14 protein-coding genes are annotated in these 22,819 nt (G+C 34.4%); 7 read left to right on the top strand and 7 right to left on the bottom strand.

The genetic code is table 11. From position 1 onward, the window contains the following. Positions 1 to 109 precede the first annotated feature (109 nt). The 4 genes from FHY47_RS07190 to FHY47_RS07175 all read left to right on the top strand — a co-directional run bounded on the left by FHY47_RS07190 (position 110) and on the right by FHY47_RS07175 (position 9,375). Positions 110 to 967, top strand: a complete 858-nt coding sequence (locus FHY47_RS07190; RefSeq protein ID WP_148629976.1) for a DUF4007 family protein — start codon at positions 110 to 112, stop codon at positions 965 to 967. 18 nt (positions 968 to 985) lie between these two features. Beyond that, positions 986 to 4,441 (top strand): DUF6079 family protein, encoded by a 3,456-nt coding sequence (locus tag FHY47_RS07185; RefSeq protein ID WP_148629974.1) that lies wholly within the window; start codon positions 986 to 988, stop codon positions 4,439 to 4,441. Between the two features lie 12 nt (positions 4,442 to 4,453). Continuing rightward, entirely contained in the window at positions 4,454 to 5,929 is a 1,476-nt protein-coding gene (locus tag FHY47_RS19205) for a hypothetical protein (protein WP_257469128.1), read from the top strand. A gap of 635 nt (positions 5,930 to 6,564) precedes the next feature. Next, on the top strand, positions 6,565 to 9,375 hold the full coding sequence (locus FHY47_RS07175; RefSeq protein ID WP_139892368.1) for a DEAD/DEAH box helicase: 2,811 nt from the start codon (positions 6,565 to 6,567) through the stop codon (positions 9,373 to 9,375). 41 nt (positions 9,376 to 9,416) lie between these two features. On the opposite strand, the gene FHY47_RS07170 is transcribed toward FHY47_RS07175, so the two are convergent. Both FHY47_RS07170 and FHY47_RS18895 read right to left on the bottom strand, forming a co-directional pair. Further along, the gene (locus FHY47_RS07170; protein ID WP_139892367.1) at positions 9,417 to 9,806 is read right to left on the bottom strand and encodes a (deoxy)nucleoside triphosphate pyrophosphohydrolase; all 390 of its coding nucleotides are present in this window, start codon (positions 9,804 to 9,806) and stop codon (positions 9,417 to 9,419) included. Between the two features lie 91 nt (positions 9,807 to 9,897). Next, complete coding sequence (locus FHY47_RS18895) at positions 9,898 to 10,035, bottom strand: hypothetical protein (protein ID WP_187393448.1); 138 nt, start codon at positions 10,033 to 10,035, stop codon at positions 9,898 to 9,900. 413 nt (positions 10,036 to 10,448) lie between these two features. Here FHY47_RS18895 and FHY47_RS07165 point away from each other — a divergent pair, with 413 nt between their 5' ends. Continuing rightward, positions 10,449 to 12,968: an immunoglobulin-like domain-containing protein gene (locus FHY47_RS07165; RefSeq protein ID WP_187393447.1), complete on the top strand. Its 2,520-nt coding sequence runs from the start codon at positions 10,449 to 10,451 to the stop codon at positions 12,966 to 12,968. A gap of 451 nt (positions 12,969 to 13,419) precedes the next feature. Here the strand turns inward: FHY47_RS07165 and FHY47_RS07160 are convergent, their stop codons facing one another. Genes FHY47_RS07160 through FHY47_RS07145 form a run of 5 tightly spaced genes read right to left on the bottom strand, consistent with a single transcriptional unit; the run spans position 13,420 to position 15,496 of the window. Then, a complete protein-coding gene (locus FHY47_RS07160) occupies positions 13,420 to 14,181 on the bottom strand; it encodes an STAS domain-containing protein (protein WP_148629970.1) in 762 nt (253 codons plus the stop codon). Then, positions 14,168 to 14,818: a cobalamin B12-binding domain-containing protein gene (locus tag FHY47_RS07155; protein ID WP_148629967.1), complete on the bottom strand. Its 651-nt coding sequence runs from the start codon at positions 14,816 to 14,818 to the stop codon at positions 14,168 to 14,170. Before FHY47_RS07155 ends, FHY47_RS07160 begins: the two co-directional genes overlap by 14 nt. A gap of 4 nt (positions 14,819 to 14,822) precedes the next feature. After that, positions 14,823 to 14,978 (bottom strand): hypothetical protein, encoded by a 156-nt coding sequence (locus tag FHY47_RS18890; RefSeq protein ID WP_187393446.1) that lies wholly within the window; start codon positions 14,976 to 14,978, stop codon positions 14,823 to 14,825. 27 nt (positions 14,979 to 15,005) lie between these two features. Next, complete coding sequence (locus FHY47_RS07150; protein WP_148629965.1) at positions 15,006 to 15,191, bottom strand: hypothetical protein; 186 nt, start codon at positions 15,189 to 15,191, stop codon at positions 15,006 to 15,008. After that, complete coding sequence (locus FHY47_RS07145) at positions 15,191 to 15,496, bottom strand: antibiotic biosynthesis monooxygenase family protein (RefSeq protein WP_148630294.1); 306 nt, start codon at positions 15,494 to 15,496, stop codon at positions 15,191 to 15,193. The genes FHY47_RS07150 and FHY47_RS07145 overlap by 1 nt, the downstream gene beginning before the upstream one ends. Before the next feature lie 993 nt (positions 15,497 to 16,489). Here FHY47_RS07145 and FHY47_RS07140 point away from each other — a divergent pair. Together FHY47_RS07140 and FHY47_RS07135 are read left to right on the top strand one after the other, a co-directional pair. Then, a complete protein-coding gene (locus FHY47_RS07140) occupies positions 16,490 to 17,245 on the top strand; it encodes an aminoglycoside adenylyltransferase domain-containing protein (RefSeq protein ID WP_148629963.1) in 756 nt (251 codons plus the stop codon). A 654-nt stretch (positions 17,246 to 17,899) separates the two neighbouring features. Next, complete coding sequence (locus FHY47_RS07135) at positions 17,900 to 22,780, top strand: SpaA isopeptide-forming pilin-related protein (RefSeq protein WP_187393445.1); 4,881 nt, start codon at positions 17,900 to 17,902, stop codon at positions 22,778 to 22,780. Positions 22,781 to 22,819: the final 39 nt, after the last annotated feature.

Raw genomic sequence — 22,819 nt, 5'->3', positions numbered from 1 at the left:
GAAGATTGTTATAATGAACACTGGAGGCACTCTCCAGAAGATAAAAACTATACATTTTTAATTCATATTACTTCTGGGTAATAAGACCAGAATATAAGAGAGGGAAATGATGGCTTACGGAAGACATGAAAGTTTCTATTTAAGAAATAAATGGATTAGTAAAGGTTTAAAACATGTAGAAAATTCTCCTACATTTTTTTACGAAAAAGATAATTTTGAGAAAATAGGACTCGGGAAAAATATGGTCCGTTCTTTAAGATTTTGGTTGACAGCTCTGAATTTGGTTTATGAGGATAATAAAACTCATCATTTAACTCAGCTAGGAGAAATCATTTTTAATAAGGATCGCTTATTAGAAAAACAATCAACAATTGCAATTATACATTCAGAACTGTTATTAAATATTGGAAATACAGCCACAGTATTTAATTGGTTCTTTACTAAATATAAAGAAACGGTCACTTCAAGAGCAAATCTAAAAGCCGCTTTCAAATTTTGGGTTGATGAAAAAGAAGCAAAGCCTGTTTCGGAGAAATCATTAGAACGTGATATTGATGTTTTAATTCAGTTATATACGAAAGAGGCAGATGAAAATGACCCTGAAGATTCAATCTTTAGTCCTTTTACATCATTAAATTTGATTAAAGAAGAACGTTCGGGGGAGAGAAGCGAGTTAATTCGGAAAAGTAAAGTTCAATATAATTCCAGTGATTTAACAGCATTTTACTATTTATTAATTCGATATGCTCAAAATGAAAAAGTAGAATTTATTCAATTGGAAGAGATTATGAACCACGAAACGTTATGGGGAAAAGTATTTAACATTTCAAAATCTCAAGCCATTGATATATTAAACTCTTTAACTTCAGATCAAGAATATCCTTTAGAATATGTACGTACAAATAATTTAGATAATGTTAAAGTTCCTCCTATTTCAGCATTAGAATTTTTGGAAGCTAAGCTATAAAAAGATCAGGTGAAAAAAATGACATTTAAAACCAGCGTAAATATTAGATTTGATATCGGTAAAGAAGAATTTGTAAATCGTTATATCCCAACTCCATCACATACTGAAGCTTTAATTGGATTATTAGATGGCTTTTTAGGAACTGGAAACCGTTCACATATCATTGTAGGAGCTTATGGTACAGGTAAGTCCCTTTTAGCGACAGTTGTTAGTACGTTAATGTCAAAACAAACAAATAGCGTTGAGAAGTTGACGAACAAATTTAAGCACTTTAATGATGAAATTGCTGATAAGATTCAACAAGCTAATAATACTGAAGTAAAATACATTCCAATAGCTTTAAGCGGTAATGAGGGGCGTTTTAGAAAGTCCATTATTCAAGGAATTGTGCAATCAATTCACAATGAAGGAATTGAGGTAGTTTTACCAGGTGTTTCTTCTAGAATTATTCAATCAATTAATGTGTGGAAAGACAACTTTCCATTAACATATGAACAATTTGAAAAATCAGCAATAAATAGCGGTTGTAAAATAGAAGACTTATATAAAAAAATTGTTGAGGAAGATGAAGCAACAATTCAATGGTTCTGTGAAATTTATCCGAAATTGACTTCTGGAGCTGAATTTGAAGTAGATTATGGAGACGGATTTCTTCAAAAATTAGAATATTTATTAACTGTAGCAAATAAAAACAATTTAGGGTTCATTGTAATTTACGATGAATTTGGGCGATTTTTGCAAGGCCTACCGAATGAATTAATGAATGAAACAATGCAAGATATTCAAGATTTAGCTGAAATAGCAGATCGTGAAAAAGCTTTGCATGTTTTATTGATAACGCACAAAAATTTAAGACAATACTTCACAGGATTCAATGATGAAATCGCTAGAGAATTCCAACGTGTAGAAAAACGTTTAAGACAATACACCATCTCTAGTGACCAAGCAACATTTTTGAAAATTGCAGAAGTTATTTTAAGTGAAAATCTAGAAAAAAAGCCAAATATCAATACTAAACTCATCCCACAAATGACAAAAGGAATACAAACATTTTCATTATTTCCAATTCTAAATGTAGAGGATCGTCAAAGAGTAGTTATAGAATCACTATATCCAGTTCATCCAGTCACTGTATATTTACTACCCAAACTTTCAAGTGTATTCGGTCAAAATGAGCGTACGTTATTTACATTTTTAGAAAGTAAAGAAACTGGTGGACTTCAAAATCACATTTCGAAGAGTTCAGATTATTATTCGCCATACAAGTTGTTTGATTATTTTTTTACTACCATAGATGACGGTGATATAAGTAGTGTAGCAACTGAACAATTTATTTTATATCGTAAAGCATTATCTAGGATAGATAGCACACAAATTGATATTTCTTTAGCCGAGGCAATTTTAAAATTCATCTCTCTCTGGCAAGTATGTAATTTAACTGTGCACCAAAAGTTAACAACTGAATTTATCCAATTTGCATTGTTAATAGAAGAAGATGAGTTATCTTATGCACTAAAATACTTATCAGAAGTTAAGGCTATTCGATTCAACCCACTTATTACTGCTTGGGAAATTCATACTGGTAGTATTGTTGACTTACAGAAAAAAATTGCTGATAAGAAGAATACGTTTGTATTAAATCAAGAACTAGTTAGAAAAGAGTTGCTTGCAAACAGCAAAGCAAAATATTTTTTCCCGAATTATTATAATGATGAAATTGAAATGACTCGATTTGCAAAAGTAACTCTAATTTTAAATTCTGAAATGCATAAGTTAAATCAGTATCGAAAAATAAATAATCATCATGATATAAATATTTATTACATTATTCCTGATAATACAGGTCCGAAAAAGATATTAGAATATATTCGTAATATGCAATGCTTCAAAAAAGAAATCTTTGTAATTCATCCAGATTCAGTTAAAACAATAAAAACAGAATTAATAAATGCTACTATTTTAGAAATGTTTATGTTGGATAAAAATTTATTGGCAGAGGATAAAGGAATTTTAGAAGAAATTAAAATTCTTCAAAGAGAAGCGACTTTTGGAATTTCAAAATATATCAATAAACTTCAAAGATTAGATAAGGATTTACTATGGCATCATGTGAATAAAACGATAAATCCAAAAACGGATAAAGAAATGTCTGAATGGTTATCTGAGTTGTGTTTTAATTTATATCCTTTAACGCCGAAGATTGTTAATGATCTTTTCAATAGAATGAAACTATCATCACAACAAAAAGCCGGCGCAAAACAATTAATTAATGGTATTTTAGAACAACCTAAAGAACCCCAATTTGGAATTTCAGGTACCGGACCCGCTTATGCAATTTATGCAGCTATATTTAAAAATAATGGACATTTTGAAACCAATATCCATACGACAGACTATGAAAACATTAATTACGAGCCATATGCTAAACTACGCAACGATATTTTGGAACAATTAGAACGAAAACCGATTGGAAACTTTGCTGATTTAATTAAAATATTCACAACATCACCATACGGAATTCGTCAACCAGTAGTACCTTTACTATTAGTAGCGTTACTACGAGATCGTTGGAGCGAATTTATGCTATATAGAAATGACATTTTCGTACCCGGATTGAATGGTGATAAACTATATGAAATTTTAGAGGAAGAAGGAGCAGAAAACTATAGATATTCATATGAGAAAATTGCTAATGAACACTTGAAATTCTATAATCAAATTAATGAAATTTTTGCTGAATTCAACGAAAATCGTCTTGAGGGACAAAATGTTTCTCGATTGATTCAGACTTGTGGTACCCTAGTAAAATGGTTACGTTCATTGCCACGTTATGTTCAAATTTCTCATGATGTATCAGATGAATTTGATAAGCTACGTAGATTAATTAAACAAACTGAGGTTAAACCTCAACAAAGTTTGAATGAATTATTTGAAATATTTGGGTGTGGTATAGAATCATTACGTGCAGTAAAGCAATATGCTGAACAATTAATTTATAGTAAACGGTCAATAGTAATAGAAACTTTTGGGGATATTACCTCGATTAATTCCCGTGAAGGGTTGTTTGAATGGTTAAAGCAGTATGAAGACTATAAAAAAACTAACGATCTAGTTAAATCTTTAAATTATGCTCAATCTAGTCCTAAATGGATTGATGAGTTTATCGAATTATTCACTGGTGTACGTTTAGAAGACTGGTCAGATAAAACGTTTGAAAAGTTTGTAGGAGAGTTAACGGAAAGCTTTAAAGAATTAACAATCGATTCTTCGAAGAATGGTTTAGAAAGTAAATCGAATTCCGTTGTATTAATGATTGGTGAGGATAAAAAAGTTATTACTAAGACTGAGTTTTCGGTAAAGGCAAAAACAGTTTATTCTAATATCGATCGTATTTTAAAAAATGCTGGTAGAAGCATTCCTAATAATGAAATTGAATATATGATCTATTTGTTAACAAAAGATTATATTGAATAAAGAGGTGAAATAATGGAACAGCATGTTGTAGTTGGTTTTGGCGGAATTTATAGTGCATACACAATAAAAATGCTTCAAAAAAAACATGAGTCAAATTCAATTAAATTATTTTTTATAGATTTATTTAGTGATGTTTCTGATGAGCCACTTTATTTAAATAATGCGTTATTTATGAGTAATGTAGCCGAAAAATTAGGGGTAGATTTAATTACATCAGATTTATCTTTGCAAACTGATAACTTAATAGAAACAAATGTTGACGAAAATATTACTTTTAAATTGAGTATAGTTGCTGAGCAAATAAAGGCTACGTATGAAAATTTATCTAATGTAATAATACATTTACCAATTACACCGAAAATTTTAAAAGGACAAAATAAAATTTGTATTGAGAGTGTAGAAAATGACTGGAATGATAGTTTTGAAGTGTTAAGCTTGTTTGAACAATTATTACCTGGAGTACAAGTAAGATTCACTATTGAACATTTAGCTGATAAAGTTAATATTAAGGATGAAATTTTAAATGTATGGGGTATTGATTTACCTCGATCTGAGAGAAGACGTGTTCATATTGCAATGTTCTCAGGTGGTGCTGGAAGTGCTTACGTATCCTATTATATGGTTCAAGCATATAGAAGAGAGAATTGTAAATTGTTTTTCACTAACACTTTATGGGAAGATGAAGATAATTTACGTTTTATGGATGAAGTTGCTGAATATGTCGGTTTAGAGATTACGGAAGTTCTAGATGGTCGTACACCAGAAGAAGTGTTTTTTGATATGAGATATTTAGGTAATTCACGATTAGCTAAATGCTCTGAAGAGTTAAAAGTACGTCAGACTTTGATATATTTAGAAGAGCTTCGTGATAATGAAAAAGTTGAGCCTATTTTATACTTTGGTATTGCACCACATGAAAAACATCGTCGAGATGACAGTCATGTAAAACGTCGAGAAAATATCGTAGAAGAGAATAGCGGTGATATGAATATCCGTAAGGCTGCAGGAATTCGCTCTTTTTATGCTCACTTCCCTTTAGAACCTATTGAGACAAGGTTCCCATTAATAGAAACCTTACGAGAAGATATTGATGCAAAGGGAATAATACAGTATGAATGGGGTATTAAGTTACCTCGAATGTATACAGCTGCAATAGAGGCTGCAAAGCTGGAAGATAATATTCTTGCGCGAAAACTGGTAAAAAAAGGTATAAATGGATTCTCCCATGCCAATTGTGGTGGACGTTGTGTTCGTGGCGGTTTTCAACACTATGCGACATTATATGCCATTTGGCCAGAACAATATAAAGAGCAGGAGGATATGGAGAACCGCTTTCGTGAACATTTCAAGAAAGATGTTTCCATATTAAAGAAAAATGGGCGACCGTATACCTTAAAACAATATCGTGAAGATATGGATTTTCAAGGTGTAGAGAAATTTTTGTTCCAGCCGGATGATACGATTCCTTGTGTTTGTTCGTTCTCTTAATCGCAACTTAAATAATTTAAGAAGCTTTTCATAGGTAAAAAGAACTTATGAAAAGCTTCTTTTTTCATTATTTTTATATGGAGGTTCAAGAATTATTCTAGAATTTACACAACAAATTTAGGAAATCGTATGTCCAAAATATAAAAAATAGGGCATTTTTATGGTGGCATGATGGATAGCTGTAAATGATATGCTAAACTAAACATTAAAAAAAGGATGTTTCTTCATTTTGTAGAAGAGTAACGTAATTCAATAGTATTAAATTGACTCATTTCATCTATGTTCCTAAAGAATTACGGTCATTTCACCACATAGAGAAAATTATGGAGCATCTTAAACATAGCTTGAGACCCCATTTTAAGTATTTTCTAGTATGTTATTCTTAAAAAAGAATGTACATAAACTGACTTAAGAACTTAACAGTAATTAAAAGTAACTGCTACTATATAAGGATTCTTTTGATTCCATGTTCCTAGAGTTTTTAAGGTACAAAAAATATAGTCCATCTATTATTATGTCTAGTAAGGACTTTGCATGGTAGACTAGCTACTAATGTATAAGATGATTATTTACTTATATGGTACTATGTTTATGAGTGTTACACTTTTACTACATTCAACAGTCAGGAGACATCCATGAAAATCGAAAAAAAACTTATTGTCAATTCGGATAAAGGGAATTTGTTAAATGAACTAATTTCTTCTATAAATCAATGCAAACGGTTTTATTTTAGCGTGGCGTTTATTAATTTTAGTGGGTTGCAGCTTTTGTTGGATGCTTTTAAAGAGGCGGAAGATCGAGGTGTTCGTGGCCAGATTATTACGTCCACTTATTTGAATTTCACTGAGGCTAAGGCGCTTAAGAGAATTAATGAATTTGAGAATATACACTTGAAGGTTTTTGAAACAGATAAGACAGTTGGGTTTCATACGAAGGCTTATATCTTTGAGTACGAGGACTATTATAAGATTATTATTGGCTCCTCGAATATTACTCAGAGCGCATTGAAGAGTAATATTGAATGGAATGTGGAAATGATTGTGAAGGAAGACACACATTTTCTTCAGGATGTACTAAATGAATATGAGATATTATGGAATAGTAGTACTCAAGCAGATGATGCTTTTATTGCTAAGTATGAGGACTTTTTGAGTAAGTTGAGTGATTTTACGAATAATCAATCATTCATCTATGAAAAAGCAGAGTATATCACACCTAATAAAATGCAAAGACGGGCTATGGAAAATTTAGAGCGAATTCGCTCTTATGGAGAGAAAAAGGCATTGGTGATTGCGGCGACTGGAACGGGAAAAACGTATATGTCTGCTTTTGATGTCAAATCCTTCAAGCCTAAGAGATTACTCTTTATTGTCCATCGTGAAGAAATTTTAAAGAAGGCAAAGGAGACATTTGAAAAGCTTCTGCCTAATGAGAAATTATCCTTCGGCTTATTAACAGGGAATACAAAGCAAAAGGATGCTGATTATATTTTTGCGACGATCAATACGATCTCAAAGTACCACCAGGATTATCGACCAGATGAGTTTGATTATATTATTTTTGACGAGGCACACCATGCGACTAGCCCTAGCTATCAAGTGATTTTTGATTATTTCACTCCACAATTCACGTTAGGAATGACGGCTACTCCAGAACGTAGCGATCAGCAAAATGTATTTGATCTGTTTGATAATAATGTGGCGTTAGAGGTTCGTTTACATGAAGCACTTGATGATGATTTAGTTATTCCTTTCCACTACTTTGGGATAACAGATATCGCTGAAGTAGATTTAAGTGACGTGGATATTGATGATGTGGCTGAAATTACGAAGCGATTAAAGGTCAATCAACGTGTTGATTTTATCATTGACAAAATGAATTTCTATGGCTTTGACGGTCTAACGAGAAAGGGCCTTGGATTTTGTATAACGGTCGAACATGCTAAGTTTATGGCGGAGGAATTTAATAAGAGGGGCTACCCAAGTGTTTGTTTGTCTGGCGATGATAAATCAGATAAACGTACAGCACTTATTAATAGACTAGAAGATGATAATGATGAATTAGAGTTTATCTTTACGGTTGATATCTTTAATGAAGGTGTTGATATTCCTTCTGTTAACACAGTCCTTATGCTGCGACCTACGAATTCACCTATCGTATTTATTCAGCAGCTTGGTCGAGGACTACGTAAATATAAGGATAAGAATTTCTTAACGGTGCTTGATTTCATCGGTAATCATAGTAAAACGTTCTTGATTGCGATCGCATTAAATGGAAGCCGCTATTATGATAAAGAAAGCTTGAAAGTGGCGATTGCTACTGGCTTTGCTAATATTCCAGGTTGTACGCATATCCAGATGGATAAAATATCTAAGGAACGAATCTTAGCGCAAATTGATAAGGAAAACTTCAATTCCTTACAGTATTTGAAGGAAGAGTATTTCGAATTTAAGAAAATGAATAATGGTCATATTCCTTACTATTTAATGGATTATATGAAGTACGATGGTTCTCCTAATCCTATTAAATTTATTGATCGAGAGAAGACATACTTACAGTTTGTAGCCAAGGTAGAAAAGAATGAGCAGTTAAAGAATTTGCTATTAAATGATTCATTTGAAGGGGCCTTAAAAGAACTATCTAGTAAGCTGCCACTTAAACGTGTATATGAATTTGTGATTGCCAAATTTTTATTAGATCATGATCAGCTTTCTTTAGACCAAGCTAAACAAGAAATATTAAAGTATGTGAAAGATGTGGATGAGGATAGTGTCTTGCATGCGCTTGAATGCTGGAATCAAGATTATTACGATCCAGCTCAGAAAAAACGTAATTTCAAATTGTTTTTACTTGTGAATGGTCAGTTAACGAAAACACCAGCCTATCAACGTCTTTTAGACAATGAGATATATAGACCATTTATAGAGGATACCATTCATTATGGGATATTTCGATACGAAAAGGAATTTAAAGAAGACTATTATGGCGTTCCTCATTTTAAGCTGTATGAACAATATCAGATGGCTGATGCGGCTTTACTTTCTAACTATCGGAAGAGTCATAGTGCCTTTAGGGGATCGGGTTTACTAGCTAACGGGAATGATTACTTCCTGTTTATTGATTTGCATAAGGAAGCGGATATTAAGGAAAGTATTAATTATCACGATGAATTTATTAATGAACGCTATTTTCAATGGCAAACACCTAATAAAACTGCTCCAACATCGGAACAAGGTAAAAATATCGTCTATAATAAAGATAGAGGAATTACGCTTCATTTATTTGTAAGGAAGTATAAAATGATCGATAAGAAAACGGAGCCTTATATTTACATCGGTAAAGGAAATACGGTTGAGTTTGAGGGAGAAAAGCCTATCACAGTGAAAATGGAACTTGAACATGAAGTTCCAGCTAGTTTGTATACGGAGTTTACGAAAAAAGTATAAATAACAAGGGAAGTGGGTATCCACTTCCCTTGTTTTGTTTACTAGGCTAATAATGCATCAATGGTTGGCAAATCAGCTGGTGCCCATTCCAATGTTCTTAAATCCTTAAGTGGTACCCATTTAAGTTCAGCATGTTCTGTAGCGATCGGTGTACCATTTGTAATTTTCGCTTTATATGTAATGAGGTTAATAATGAAGGTAGGATATTCATGAACGATATCTGCCACTAATTCTCCCACTTCAATCTGGCATTCAAGCTCTTCTTCAATTTCTCTAACTAGTGTTTCTTCAGGTTTTTCACCTTCTTCAATTTTACCTCCTGGAAATTCCCATAGGTTTGGTAATGCCATTTCAGGAGAGCGTAGAGCACATAACACCTCGCCCTTTTCATTTTCCATAACAGCGCCAACTACTTTTACTTTTTTCTTCATTCTTCATACATCCTTTATCGTTGATCTTTTTATATAATATCATATCTGAAAACTATATCTTACTGTCAGAAGAAGATGGAGAGGAAATTTATTAATCCTTCGAAACTCTATCCTGATATACTCTCTTAAAATATGCAAGAGATACTTTCCTACGAAATACTTCTATACTGGGTAAACCTGTATTATCTGTAGCTACTTCATCCTCGATTTGGACGTATTTATGATTCATTTTTCGTATATCATATTGCTTGCCTTCAAAGTAAAACTGAATTCAAAAATAAGAGGTAGAGTAGAAACAGATCCGCTCGATTTCTTAATGAATTATTAATTTTATGACTAGGATATTTTCGCTTGCTTTCAAAGCACTCAATGAATGACGGATAAGATGGATGATTTGAAGTGATTTAAATAAGACAGCAAGTAAAAAGTGGAATGGGATAACCTATCTCACTTTTTGTTTGTATTCTAGTATACAGAGTAATCTAAATAGTGGTTGTATTTATAACATTGTATCTATAATTAATTATAATGATATAATTAAAGCAAGTCAGGTATGTACTTTATCAGATGCACGGATAATTTTAATTACTTGCCAAACGAAGAAAGGAAGTGTTTAAGATGCACAAGAAAAAAAGGTTGTTAATGGTTGTAGTAAGCTTAGCTCTATTTTTCAGTTGTTTTTCTCCGAATTTTGTCAGTGCAGCAACCGACAAGACTAAACCGACCATTACTGGGGCAAAGAATACAACCGCTTACTTAAACCACTCGTTTAATCCGAAAAAAGGGGTTGTAGCGAAAGATAATGTTGATGGAAACATCACAAGCCGTATCAAAATATCGGGAAAGGTGAATACAAAAAAGACGGGTAAATACACGCTAACATATAAGGCAACTGATAAGGCGAAGAACACTCGTACAGTAAAGCGTGTTGTGACAGTTAAGAAAGATACGACTAAACCAATAATCACTGGAGTATCAAATAAGACCGTATACAAAGGGTATTCTTTTAATCCCAAAACAGGTGTCAAAGCTACTGATAATGCCGATGGGAACCTCACTTCCAAAATCAAAGTAAGTGGAAAAGTAAACACCAAAAAAGTCGGAAAATACAAAATTAAATATACTGTTATAGACAAGACGAATAACAAAAGAATAGTCACTCGAACTATTACAGTAAAGAAAGATACAACCAAACCTACCATTTCCGGCGTTTCCAATAAGGCGATCTACGCTGGCTCAACATTTAAGCCTCTTACCGGTGTTACTGCCAAAGATAATGCAGATGGTAATATCACTAAAAAAATCAAAGTCACTGGAAAAGTTAATACTAACAAAATAGGAACATACAAACTAACCTATACTGTATCAGATAAGACAAAAAATAAGAGAACTGTTACACGCAAGATTACTGTTAAAAAGGACACTATTAAACCAACTATATCTGGTGCAAAGAATAAATCTATTAACATAGATACTTCTTTTAATCCACGTGCTGGTGTAACTGCGAAGGATAATGTTGATGGCAATATTACTAAAAATATTAAAATATCTGGAACGGTAAATACGAAAAAAGCAGGATCTTATAAGCTTACCTACGATATTACAGATAAAGCTAAAAATAAAACAACGGTTTATCGTACCATTAAGGTTGTAGATAATGTTAAGCCAGTAATTAAAGGGATTAATAACACCCAAGTTGCTCTTGGAGAAATGTTCGATATTTTAAAAGGTGTGTCTGCTTCTGATAAAAACGATGGGGATTTAACTTCCAAGATTAAAGTTGAGGGTACAGTTGATGTTAATAAAATTGGTACCTATAAGCTGACTTATTCTGTTTCTGATAAAGCAGGTAACAAAGTATCTAAACAACGTAATGTAACTGTTGTTGACAAGGTTTCCCCCGTTATTAACGGTGTTAAAAATTACGAGATTCCTTTTGGCCAAGAGTTTGATTCTTTGAAAGGTGTTGCGGCAACTGATAATTATGATGGGGATTTAACTTCTGAAATTAAGGTTGAAGGCGAAGTTAATGTAGAAAAAGCAGGTATCTATTCTCTTACGTATTCAGTTTCTGATCAATCTGGAAACAACGTCTCTGTAAAACGTACTGTAACAGTTATTGATAGTACTGCACCTGTTCTTTCCGGTGTGGAAGATATTCAAATTAATTTTGGAGAAGATTTTAATCCATTAAAAGGCATAACCGCTTCAGATAACAGTGATGGAGATATAACTTCTAAAATTAAAGTGGATGGCACGGTCGATATCAACAAGGCTGGAAGCTATAAGCTAACATATTCAGTGTCAGATGTGTCTGGAAATACTGTAACTGCAGATAGGACTGTAACTGTAATTGATAATGTTAAACCAGTTTTCTCGGGAGTATCGGATGTAACCATCGGTCTATATACCGAATTTAACGTATTAAATGGCGTTTCCGCTTCCGATAATAACGATGGTGACATCACTTCGAAAATATTGACAGCTGGTTCAGTTGATACACAAAAAGAAGGTGAATACACTGTTACGTATACGGTTTCCGATGCTGCAGGAAACACTGGAAAAGTCACAAGAATTATCACAGTTCAAAAAATCCCTGTCTCTAATATCACTATTAATGCTCCATCTAAAATGAGAACAGGTAAAACGCAGCAGTTGACAGCTGAAATTACACCAACAGATGCTACAGATCAACAAGTTACTTGGAAGAGCAGTGATGAATCTATTGCCGCTATCAGTGCAGATGGCATACTAAGTACCATTTCGGAGGGTACAGTAACCATTACAGCAACTGCCGATGGAAAAAGCGGGTCCAAAACTATCGTCATTTCAGATACTAAACCAACTATGTATTTTTCATCAGTTGGGTCATCGAGTGTTAATGGTGTAATCAAGAGCCTCTCATTTACATTGATGAACCTAGATTCTTACGATAGTGTATATGTCGAGAAAGTCCAATTTTATAATAATAACTCATTATATAGAACCTTTACTGCTGAAGAGATACAAAACAATGGTTTACCTACTGAGATTAAACCATATGGCAGTTGGGACTTTGGTGTTCGATTTAATATAGGAGGAATTCAGGAGTCCAAAGGCAAAGCGGTTGTCACAGTTAAGATGGATAATGGGAAGATATATGAATACACTTTATCTTTTTAGAAGAAAATAAATTTTAATCGTTATATGTTTGTTTGAAAAGGTAGATTAGCAACTATGCTAATCTACCTTTTTTAAGTAATATCTTTGGTTACTTCTTTTGCTTTTTCATTATGAAATTCTTGATTCTCTCTGTCATCTTGGTATTAATACCTTTTTAACACAGTAACGAATTAAACGTTGGAAAATCCTCTTTATCAAGAAATGAAATCAAAATAGATACCGCGCTATACTTACTGAACGGATCCTGACCTTGAATAAGGTTAAGATTAGACTTAAATATAGGAACGATCCATTTCAATGTAGATAATCAGTTTGGATGAAGCAGGAAGGGAAATGTTGATTCATCATACTGAAAGGACAAAAATCTGACCTATCAGTATGATCACAACTTGATGAATAGTGATTTTTCGGAGGTTGGTATGAAAGACAGCTTGTAATACGCTGTTAATCATCATGCATATTCATTCTGTAAGATATATTGCAGGGATGATTTGAATTCAACTATACTTTCAAGTTCATAGGTAGAAAGAACCTTTGCCAGTCTTGGTTGAATGCCGATTAGCTGGATCTTGCTTCCTGCCATAAATCGAAGTGTACGGATGAGGTCGATTAATTTTTTGATACCATCATCTTCTACCTCACCAACAGCGGTTAAATCGATTAGGATATTTTGATACTCTCCATTAAAGACTGAGTGAAGGACATGTTCGGATATCAAGTTGATTTTTTCAGAGGTTATATCCCCGAATAAAGGGATATAGCACATTTTATTGGACAGAGGGATAAAGGGTCCGGAAAGTTTGTTTAATCGCATAAGTACATCTTCCAGTTTTTCCTTTTGCTCGAGTAATTCAAAATCTGTGTGTGCCAGTCTTTCTTGCAATTCTATAATTTTATTAAGATATAATTGATTGCTCTTTTCCTTGGAGACAAAAAGAATATGCATTCTTCCGGTTGAGTCATCTGATAGATATACATCAAATAAGGCCAGCGAGGACTCCTTCGTATGAACATTCAATTCTATTTGTTGCGTACTTTCATTCGACAAACTTGCTTTGACAAGCTTGTTCATACTTTCATCATCTATAATCCCTGAAATATCTGAGGTGTTTAAATTAAATAGATTAGATGACAGGGAATTGTATTGCAGAATTTTTCCGTTATAGTCTACTACTATATAGGGAAGTGGTAGTGGTATGTCAATACATTGCATTTTTTGTCTCTCCTATAGAATAATCTTTTAGCCACGTCTCTATATCCGATAAATCCGTTACGATGATGGGATCTCCGCTTGAGTACGTTTTTAAATCATATTTATTGCCCAATCTGCTGTCAATAAGGATTTTCGGAGGCACAGGTAATGCCTTGAAGCTGTCTGTATATGATTTTAACTTTGGTAAATGGGTTACAATGGTCAAGGAAAGTCCAATGACATCTGGTTCCCATTCGATGGCAGTATGAAGCGCATATTCAAGAGGAAGATTCGGTCCGAAATATTTGGTTTCCCAGCCATATTCCTCGAATAATTGAGCGGCCATTTTTAGACCAATATAATGTTGCTCTCCTTCTATACAAAGAAACATTGCTTTTTTAGTAGTAGGAGTTTGGTTTAGATTATGCTCAAACGCCAATCTGGATAAAACAAAATCGCAGGTGGCTGTCGCTATATGTTCATCGGCTACTGTAATCTCATTGTTTTCCCATAAGTCGCCAATTCGTTGCATGGCAGGTGTTATGATTTGATCATACGTCTCTAAAGTTGAAAGATGTTTAAGAGATTTAATATAATCCCAGGCTTTATTGTAATTGCCAGAAAGTAAGATGCTGGTGAAATCGATAATCGATTGCATATATTTATGCCTCCTCTTTGGCTTTTTCGCACTCAAGAATGTCTATGGCATCTGTTAAAAATGATAGGTACATTTTCTTTTTTATATCTGGCATATCTGAAATTTGCTCCATCTCTTCTTTTATTATCACGAAATTATCCAGCAGTGTTTGTGTCTTCATTCCGTATTTTTGCAGGATTCCATTTAACTAGAGTGTATAATCCGTAAATACTTTTGCATTATCTAATTCAAAGGCCGTTTGTAGATGATCAAGATGGTGTTTGTTATCTGCCCGGCATTTGTCTTTTCCTTTATCACCATAGCGTTCCTGTAAGGATGAATCGAGTGCATAGATTCGTTCTGTCACTTGTTCAATGAATAGAGTTGTATTCATTACTTGCAGACCACCATATATTTTGTCACTGTAGGTATAACACCGGCTAATTCTTGATCAGGATACTTTTTTTCTAATTCGTGAATCTCTTTGAATTGGCTGCTCCTTACCCAGTTAAGATAATCCTCTTTCTCTTCAAATAGTAATTGAACGGTCAATTCATCAGGATGTTTCTCATTCTGTAAGAGGAAAAAATCAATGAATCCGGGAGCTTGATCGACTTTCCGGGAACGGTTTCTATAAATCTTTATAACTTCCTCGCTTTTTTCTCCTGGTACCTTAAATGTAGAAAATACGCTAAAGATAGTAACACTCCCTTTTAATTCAAAGATTTTCACTACATTCTTTTAAAATTATATAAAATAGAGTCCTTTTCATAAATACAAAATATTAAGAAAAAAGAGTCCATATTATGATGAACTCTTGATAGAATTTGTTAATTTGTTGATTTACCTTATTAATCTGTTACAGATGGTTTGATTTGTTTCATATTCACCTTATCAAAAGTTGAACCTTCCTGTCCATTGACAGGGGGGAGGGTTGAAAAGGAACAAAAAAGAAAAAGCTCGTAATATAAGCGAGTGTAGACGGGATTCTTTATGTGGATGGGCGTAAATGGTCGCAAGAATGGCATCATCCGACCATTGAGTTGAAAGATGAAGCCTTGCCGGAGTGGCATACTATTTTTCGAGTTTAGCTATGAGAGCATTAGAGCAACTGAATGAAGCTGAATGCTAGATGATGATCTAGATGACCTGTTTCGTTACTAGCAGGGTCGTTTTTTTATTATTTACAGATTAAATAAGAGTTTTCCAATAAAGACATGGCAATATTAGTAGAATCATTTGCATCTTCTAAGCTAATTCGATCGTCCATTTTTTATAAATATAATGTCTTCTATATCTTATGTTAGAATCCAATCTAGCATTTTATTATTATCCGAAATATTCCACCTTTAGAAGTATAAGTTTACTCGGACAAAAGTTGATGTCATGTTTGTTTACTAGAATGATACCTGAATGAACGTAACACCACCTCTTCTTATCGATTTTTAATTTAAATCATAAATAGTTTGGCACTTTTGTGTCCGTAATAGACTATTTGTGTTTTTTGGTAGCCATATTATCCAATCTTTAATGGATATTTATTTGTTTTTATACTATTGTGTAAGTATGGGAGGAAAAATTTTCATGTGAATGCGGTCTAACTCGCTTTTTGATTACAGATAATGTGATAGTGTGAGCAAAATTCCGTAAAAAAATAGAGTAAGAGTAAATAATTCATTGAGGGGTGTAAGTATGATTTATTCATGGGAAACAAGCACAACCGAAATAAAAGATTATGTCTATAAGGTTTTAGAGCAAATAAAAGAAAGTCTTCAAGATAATTTTAAAGGGGTCTATGTTCATGGTTCATTAGCTATGGATGGATTTAATCCGCAGTCCAGTGACATCGATCTTATCGTAGTGACTGAAAATCCACTAACCTTTGAGGCTAAAAAGGAGTTAGTTAATTATTTTCTATCCAATTCCGGAAAACCATTTCCGATTGAAGTCAGTTTTTTAAACAAAGATCAACTAAAGAATTGGCAGCATCCTTGTCCGTATGATTTCCATTACAGTGAATATTGGAGAGAAAAGTATGAAGAGGATGCAGACTACTATCTTAATAAAGCAGACTTAAAAGATCCAGATTTAGCTGCCCATATCACGATTCTTCATAGACGTGGGATTTGCCTTGAGGGTCCTCCAATTGAAGAAGTTTTCCCGCTAGTTCCCCAAAGTGATTATCTATCATCCGTAATGGAAGATTATCGGGAGTGTCTTGTTAACTTAGAGAAGGATCCGAAGTATTGTGTGTTAAATATGGTTAAAGTGTATTGGTATGTAAAAGCAGGAATCATTACTTCTAAGCAAGAAGCAGGTCAGTGGGCAATTAATACACTGCCTAAAATGGTAGCTGAAACCGTAAAGAAGGTTATGGATGGCAACAGACCGGAGGAAAAGGAACTGCAGGAATTCAAGGATTATATAGACAATAAGTTGAATAACTAAAGGTACCTCCTCCTTATTTGTTAGAGACATGGCATAAGTGACCTCTACCCGATGGAAACTTTAACGAGGGCTTGGTTTTCGATCAGGCAACGAAAACAAATAGTGAAATAAGGAATTAATGAAAGAACACAGGACTAATTTGGGACAACATTATGCGAATAAATCACTCGACTTAAAAAAGCCTTTAAATAAGGCTTTTTTTTTGTGTCGCATTCAGAAAAATAGTGTTTGCCATCTGTAGACATAAAATTTAAAACAAAGATGAGAATTTATTATTTCTAACCCTCTATAGCTCAAAAACTTCCCCTCTAATAAAATGACAATTTTGTTAACTATCCTGTTTTGAAAAATCTATCTTTTGGAGCGGTGTATATCCAACAATGGGTTATGCACTTTTAAAAAATTAAATATTCTTAATATGTATATTAATATAATTAATACCAATAATTACATTGATTAAAATAATCTAAATGTTGATAAGATTATAATGTAATATGATTTTCCAGAATATTTTAAGTTGCAAAAATTATTCTGGAAAAGGAAAGGAGGTATTAAGGGATACTCTGATACAGCTTTACAAGCTGTTCGAAAAAACTTCATAAGGGTGTGTGAATCATGATTTCGAGTCGGAGTAAGTACTACAGGAAGAAACGCATGAGAAAAAGAGTATTTTCAGTTCTGACGTTACTTTTTCTTCTTGTACAAACAGTTATAACTCCAGCAATTCAGTATGTTAATGCTGATAGTACAACAGTTATCTCTAATACTTCTTCTGCTCCAGAAGGCGAAGTACTAACAGAAACAGAAGTGAAGACAGAAGAGGTAACAGAAGAAACAACGGACGGAGTAACAGAAGAAACATCAGAAAGTACAACTGAGGAGGATGTCGCAGATTCTGAAGAGAGTGTAGAGGAATCTGTGAAAGAGTCTGAAGAAGAGGTTACCACAGAAGAAAAGACGGGTGAGTCTGCTGATAAGCAAGAAGCAGTAGTAGAGAATGCCAAAGAAGAAAAAACTAAAAGAGTGCAGAAGTCAGCTGAAAAAGAAATAGCTGTAACTGAAGAAGCTGAATCAAAAGATTTGAAGAATTCTAACTCTGACAGTGAAGCTAAGGCAAAAGAATCTACTGTGGCAGAGAATGATGACGGAGCGACAACAAAAGCTTCTACCTACGATCATATCGATGTTGTGATGGAAACAGGCAATATCACTTTCACAATCGATGGAACTCCTTATACAATTAAAGGGAATGTTATTCAAAGTAGTATTGTGGCTACCTCCGGTAATCAAGAGTGGAAAAATTTTAGCAAAGGAACATGGGATTCTAATAGGAAGGATTATGAATACCGTAAAACAAATATCTCAATTAGTTCTGCTGCTTCAGTAACGATTTCCTGTGATATTCAAATTGACACGACTAATTTAACAGCAGCAACCATCAACATTCTTAAAGAGCATCTGGGTATGAGTGATGCAGGCGTTATTCCATATCAAGGTACATTTACTGATGCGAATAATGTTTGTGGTGGAAGTGGAAATAGCAGAGGATTTGACTTTGAAGTTTCCGGTAAACAATTAGGTGAATATTTCACTACTGGTACATTGACTGTAATCAAAAAAGACTCTGAAGAAAACCCAACTTATTTAGCTGGAGCTAAATTTAAGCTGCTTGATAAGAATAATAAAGAACTTATTACTCCTGAAACCAATGCAGAAGGTATTGCCACTACAGGTAGTGATGGTAAAATAATCTTCACTTCAGTCCCATTTGGCAATTACACTTTAGTTGAAGTAGAGGCTCCAGAGGGATATAAGCTGTCTGATCAGAATACATGGCCTATTGTAGTATCAAAAGATAACAGAACAGTAGAAAAGGGTGTAATAAACAAAGAACTTACTGGATCTGTTGTTGTGAACAAAGTCGACAACAGTAATGATCCGAAGCCATTAGCCGGGGCTGAATTCACATTGACTGATGCGAATGGGAACAAAACTGTAGAAGTAACCGGAGAAGATGGAAAAGCAATCTTTACCAACCTTAAATACGGAGCAACCTACAAGGTTCAAGAAACAAAAGCACCAACAGGCTATGTAATTGATAATAGTGATAATGCAACAAAAGAATTCACCATCTCTAGTGATGAAGCTCTAACCTTTACTTTTGTAAATAGAGAGATTGTCGGTTCAGTCACTGTTACAAAAGTAGATAAGAATGATACTACGAAGAAATTGTCTGGAGCGAAATTCACTTTGACGGATGCCAAGGGAAACGAAACGGTTGAGGTAACTGGAGAAGATGGAAAAGCTACATTTGGCAATTTGGTTTATGGTAAATACACCATTAAAGAAACTGAAGCGCCGGAAGGCTACGTCATCAGCAATCAGGAGAGTAAAGAAATCAATATTTCCGAAGATGGTCAACTGGTTGAACTGGAGTATGAAAATAGGGCAATCAAAGGCTCTCTTCAAGTATTAAAAGTCGACTCTGTTGATAACACAACCCCATTAGAAGGGGCAGAGTTTACAGTTTACGATGAAGACGGAAATGAAGTAGACACAAAGGCAACAAATAAGGACGGTCTGGTGATATTTGATAACTTGGCATACGGAGTAAAATACAAAGTCAAGGAAACGAAAGCACCTGACGGCTACATTATTAGTGATTTAGCTAGCAAAGAGTTCAATATCGTAACAGATGGACAAACTGTGAATCTGGTATTTGCCGACAAAGCGATTGAAGGATCTGTGAAAGTCTTGAAAGTGGACGCTCTTGATAACAGAACGCCGTTAGCTGGAGCAGAGTTCACTCTTTATGATCAAGATGGCAAACCTGTACGCACTAAAACGACTGAAAAAGACGGTCTGGTAACATTTGATCACTTAGCATATGGTGTGAAATATACCGTTAAGGAAACAAAAGCACCGAAAGGCTATGTTCTCAATACTGAGAAAATTGACCCATTCACCATCACTAAAGACGGTCAATTGGTCGAACTCACAGTAGAAAATAAAGCGATTGAAGGATCTGTCAAAGTAATTAAAGTAGATTCTGAAAGCAAGGATCCAATTGCAGGAACAGAATTTACTCTAACCTATCCGGATGGTTCAGAAAAAGTGATGGTAACAAATGAAAAAGGTGTCCTAACTTTTGGTGATTTACCATATGGCGGCGAATATATTGTGAAGGAAACGAAAGCTGCTAAAGGATATCTACTAAATGAAAAGGCAACAGCAAATTTCTCCATTACTAAAGATGGCCAAGAAGAGGTTTTCACTTTTGAAAACACAAAAGGAACCCCTGGTCTTGAAGTAGTAAAATCAACAGATAAACCTGAATACAAACCAGGTGAAACCATCCATTATACAATCAGCGTGACGAACACTGGTAACGTTGATTTAGAAGGTATCGAACTTGAAGGTCTCTTCAGTAAAAATGGGGATGACAGCATTGAGCAATTGAAACTCAAAGAATACGCAGGTCCATTTAACCTTAAAGTTGGCGAAAGAGTTACGTACACAGTTGACTATGTGATTCCGGAAACAGACCTGCCGGATACAGAGTATACAAACGTCATAACAGCAATTGTAGATGGCATGGATTCAATCAGCGATGAGGTTACTGTCATTGTTGATCCAACCTACGCTCTTGAAGTGAATAAAAAAGCGGATAAAGAAGAGGTTAAAGTCGGAGAAACCATCACATACACGATTGCTGTGACAAACACAGGCAAGCATGATTTGACTAATGTGAAGGTAGTCGACGAAATGGTTGGTCTTGATACGACTGTTGAAAAACTTGAAGTTGGCGAAACCAAAACATTTACAGTTGAACATGTGGCTGCAACAGAAGATATTGGAGAATTAACGAACGTTGCGGTAGCCAAGGTGATTGTGAATGGTGAGGAAATAGTTGAGGAAAGTTCTGAAATCGTTAAGGTATCTGAGCAAGATGCTCCGGCCCTTACAGTAGAAAAAACAGCAGACAAATCTCAATACAAACCAGGCGAAACGGTAACTTACACAATCACGATTACGAACACAGGTAATATTGATTTGAAAGGTATCAAACTTACAGACGTCTTCAGTAAAGATGGAGATGACACTATTAAGCAATTGACATTAGAAGGCTATGATGCTGAAAATGGTTTTGATTTAGCAGTTGGTAAAACAGCTACATTCACAGCTACCTACGTCATTCCAGAAACCGACCTTGCTGATACAACGTATACAAACGAAATCACAGCAACTGTAGACGGTGTTGACATGAAACCGGTAACCGATGAAGAAATTATCACTGTGGATCCGTCTTACGCTTTTGAAGTGAATAAAACCGCTGATAAAGAAGAAGTTAAAGTCGGGGAAACAATCACTTACACCATTAAGGTAATCAACATAGGTAACATAGCCTTGACTGATGTGAACGTAGTCGACGAAATGGTTGGTCTTGATACAACCGAGAAACTTGAAGTTGGCGAAACGAAAACATTTACAGTTGAACATGTGGCTACAACCGAAGACATTGGAGAATTAACGAATGTAGCGGTAGCGAAGGTGATTGTGGATGATGAGGAAATTGTCAATAAAGATTCTGTAACTGTTCAAGTATCTGAAGAGGATGCTCCGGCCCTTACAGTAGAAAAAACAGCAGACAAATCTCAATACAAACCAGGCGAAACGGTAACTTACACAATCACGATTACGAACACAGGTAATATTGATTTGAAAGGTATCGAACTTACAGACGTCTTCAGTAAAGATGGAGATGACACTATTAAGCAATTGACATTAGAAGGCTATGATGCCGAAAATGGCTTTGATTTAGCAGTTGGTAAAACAGCTACATTCACAGCTACCTATGTCATTCCAGATACAGACCTTGCTGATACAACATATACAAACGTGATAACAGCAACTGTAGACGGTGTGGATATGGATTCTGTAAGCGATGATGCGACTATTGTAGTTGATCCGACTTACGCTCTTGAAGTGAATAAAACCGCTGATAAAGAAGAGGTTAAAGTTGGAGAAACAATCACTTACACCATTAAGGTAACCAACACAGGTAATAAAGCCTTGACTGATGTGAACGTAGTCGACGAAATGGTTGGTCTTGATACAACTGTTGAAAAACTTGAAGTTGGCGAAACGAAAACATTTACAGTTAAACATGTTGCTACTACTGAAAATGTTGGTGAACTAACCAACATTGCGGTAGCAAAAGTGGTTATTGATGGTAAAGAAATAGTTGGGGAAGGTTCTGTAACAGTTAAAGTATCTGAAGAGGATGCTCCAGTAGTTGCACCGGATCAGGATAACTCTGCTACAGATCAAGAGGTTCAAGTTTTAGGTCAAGATGACACAACTGCAGATCAAAATGATCAAGCTGTAGACCAGGAAGAACCAACTATTATTGAAGTGGTACAAAACTTCATTGAAAATCCTAAAACTGGCCAATCTACATTAAATATTCTGTTGGTTTTAGGTGTATTCCTTATCGCTGGAAGCGGCTTGTATGTTTGGAAAAGAAAACACTGAGCTTTTAGAGTAAGTGAATATTAACTAATAGAAAACCAG

This window comes from Bacillus sp. E214, from assembly GCF_008087365.1.
GTDB lineage: Bacteria > Bacillota > Bacilli > Bacillales > Pradoshiaceae > Pradoshia.
This window is presented reverse-complemented; position numbering and strand designations above follow the sequence as displayed.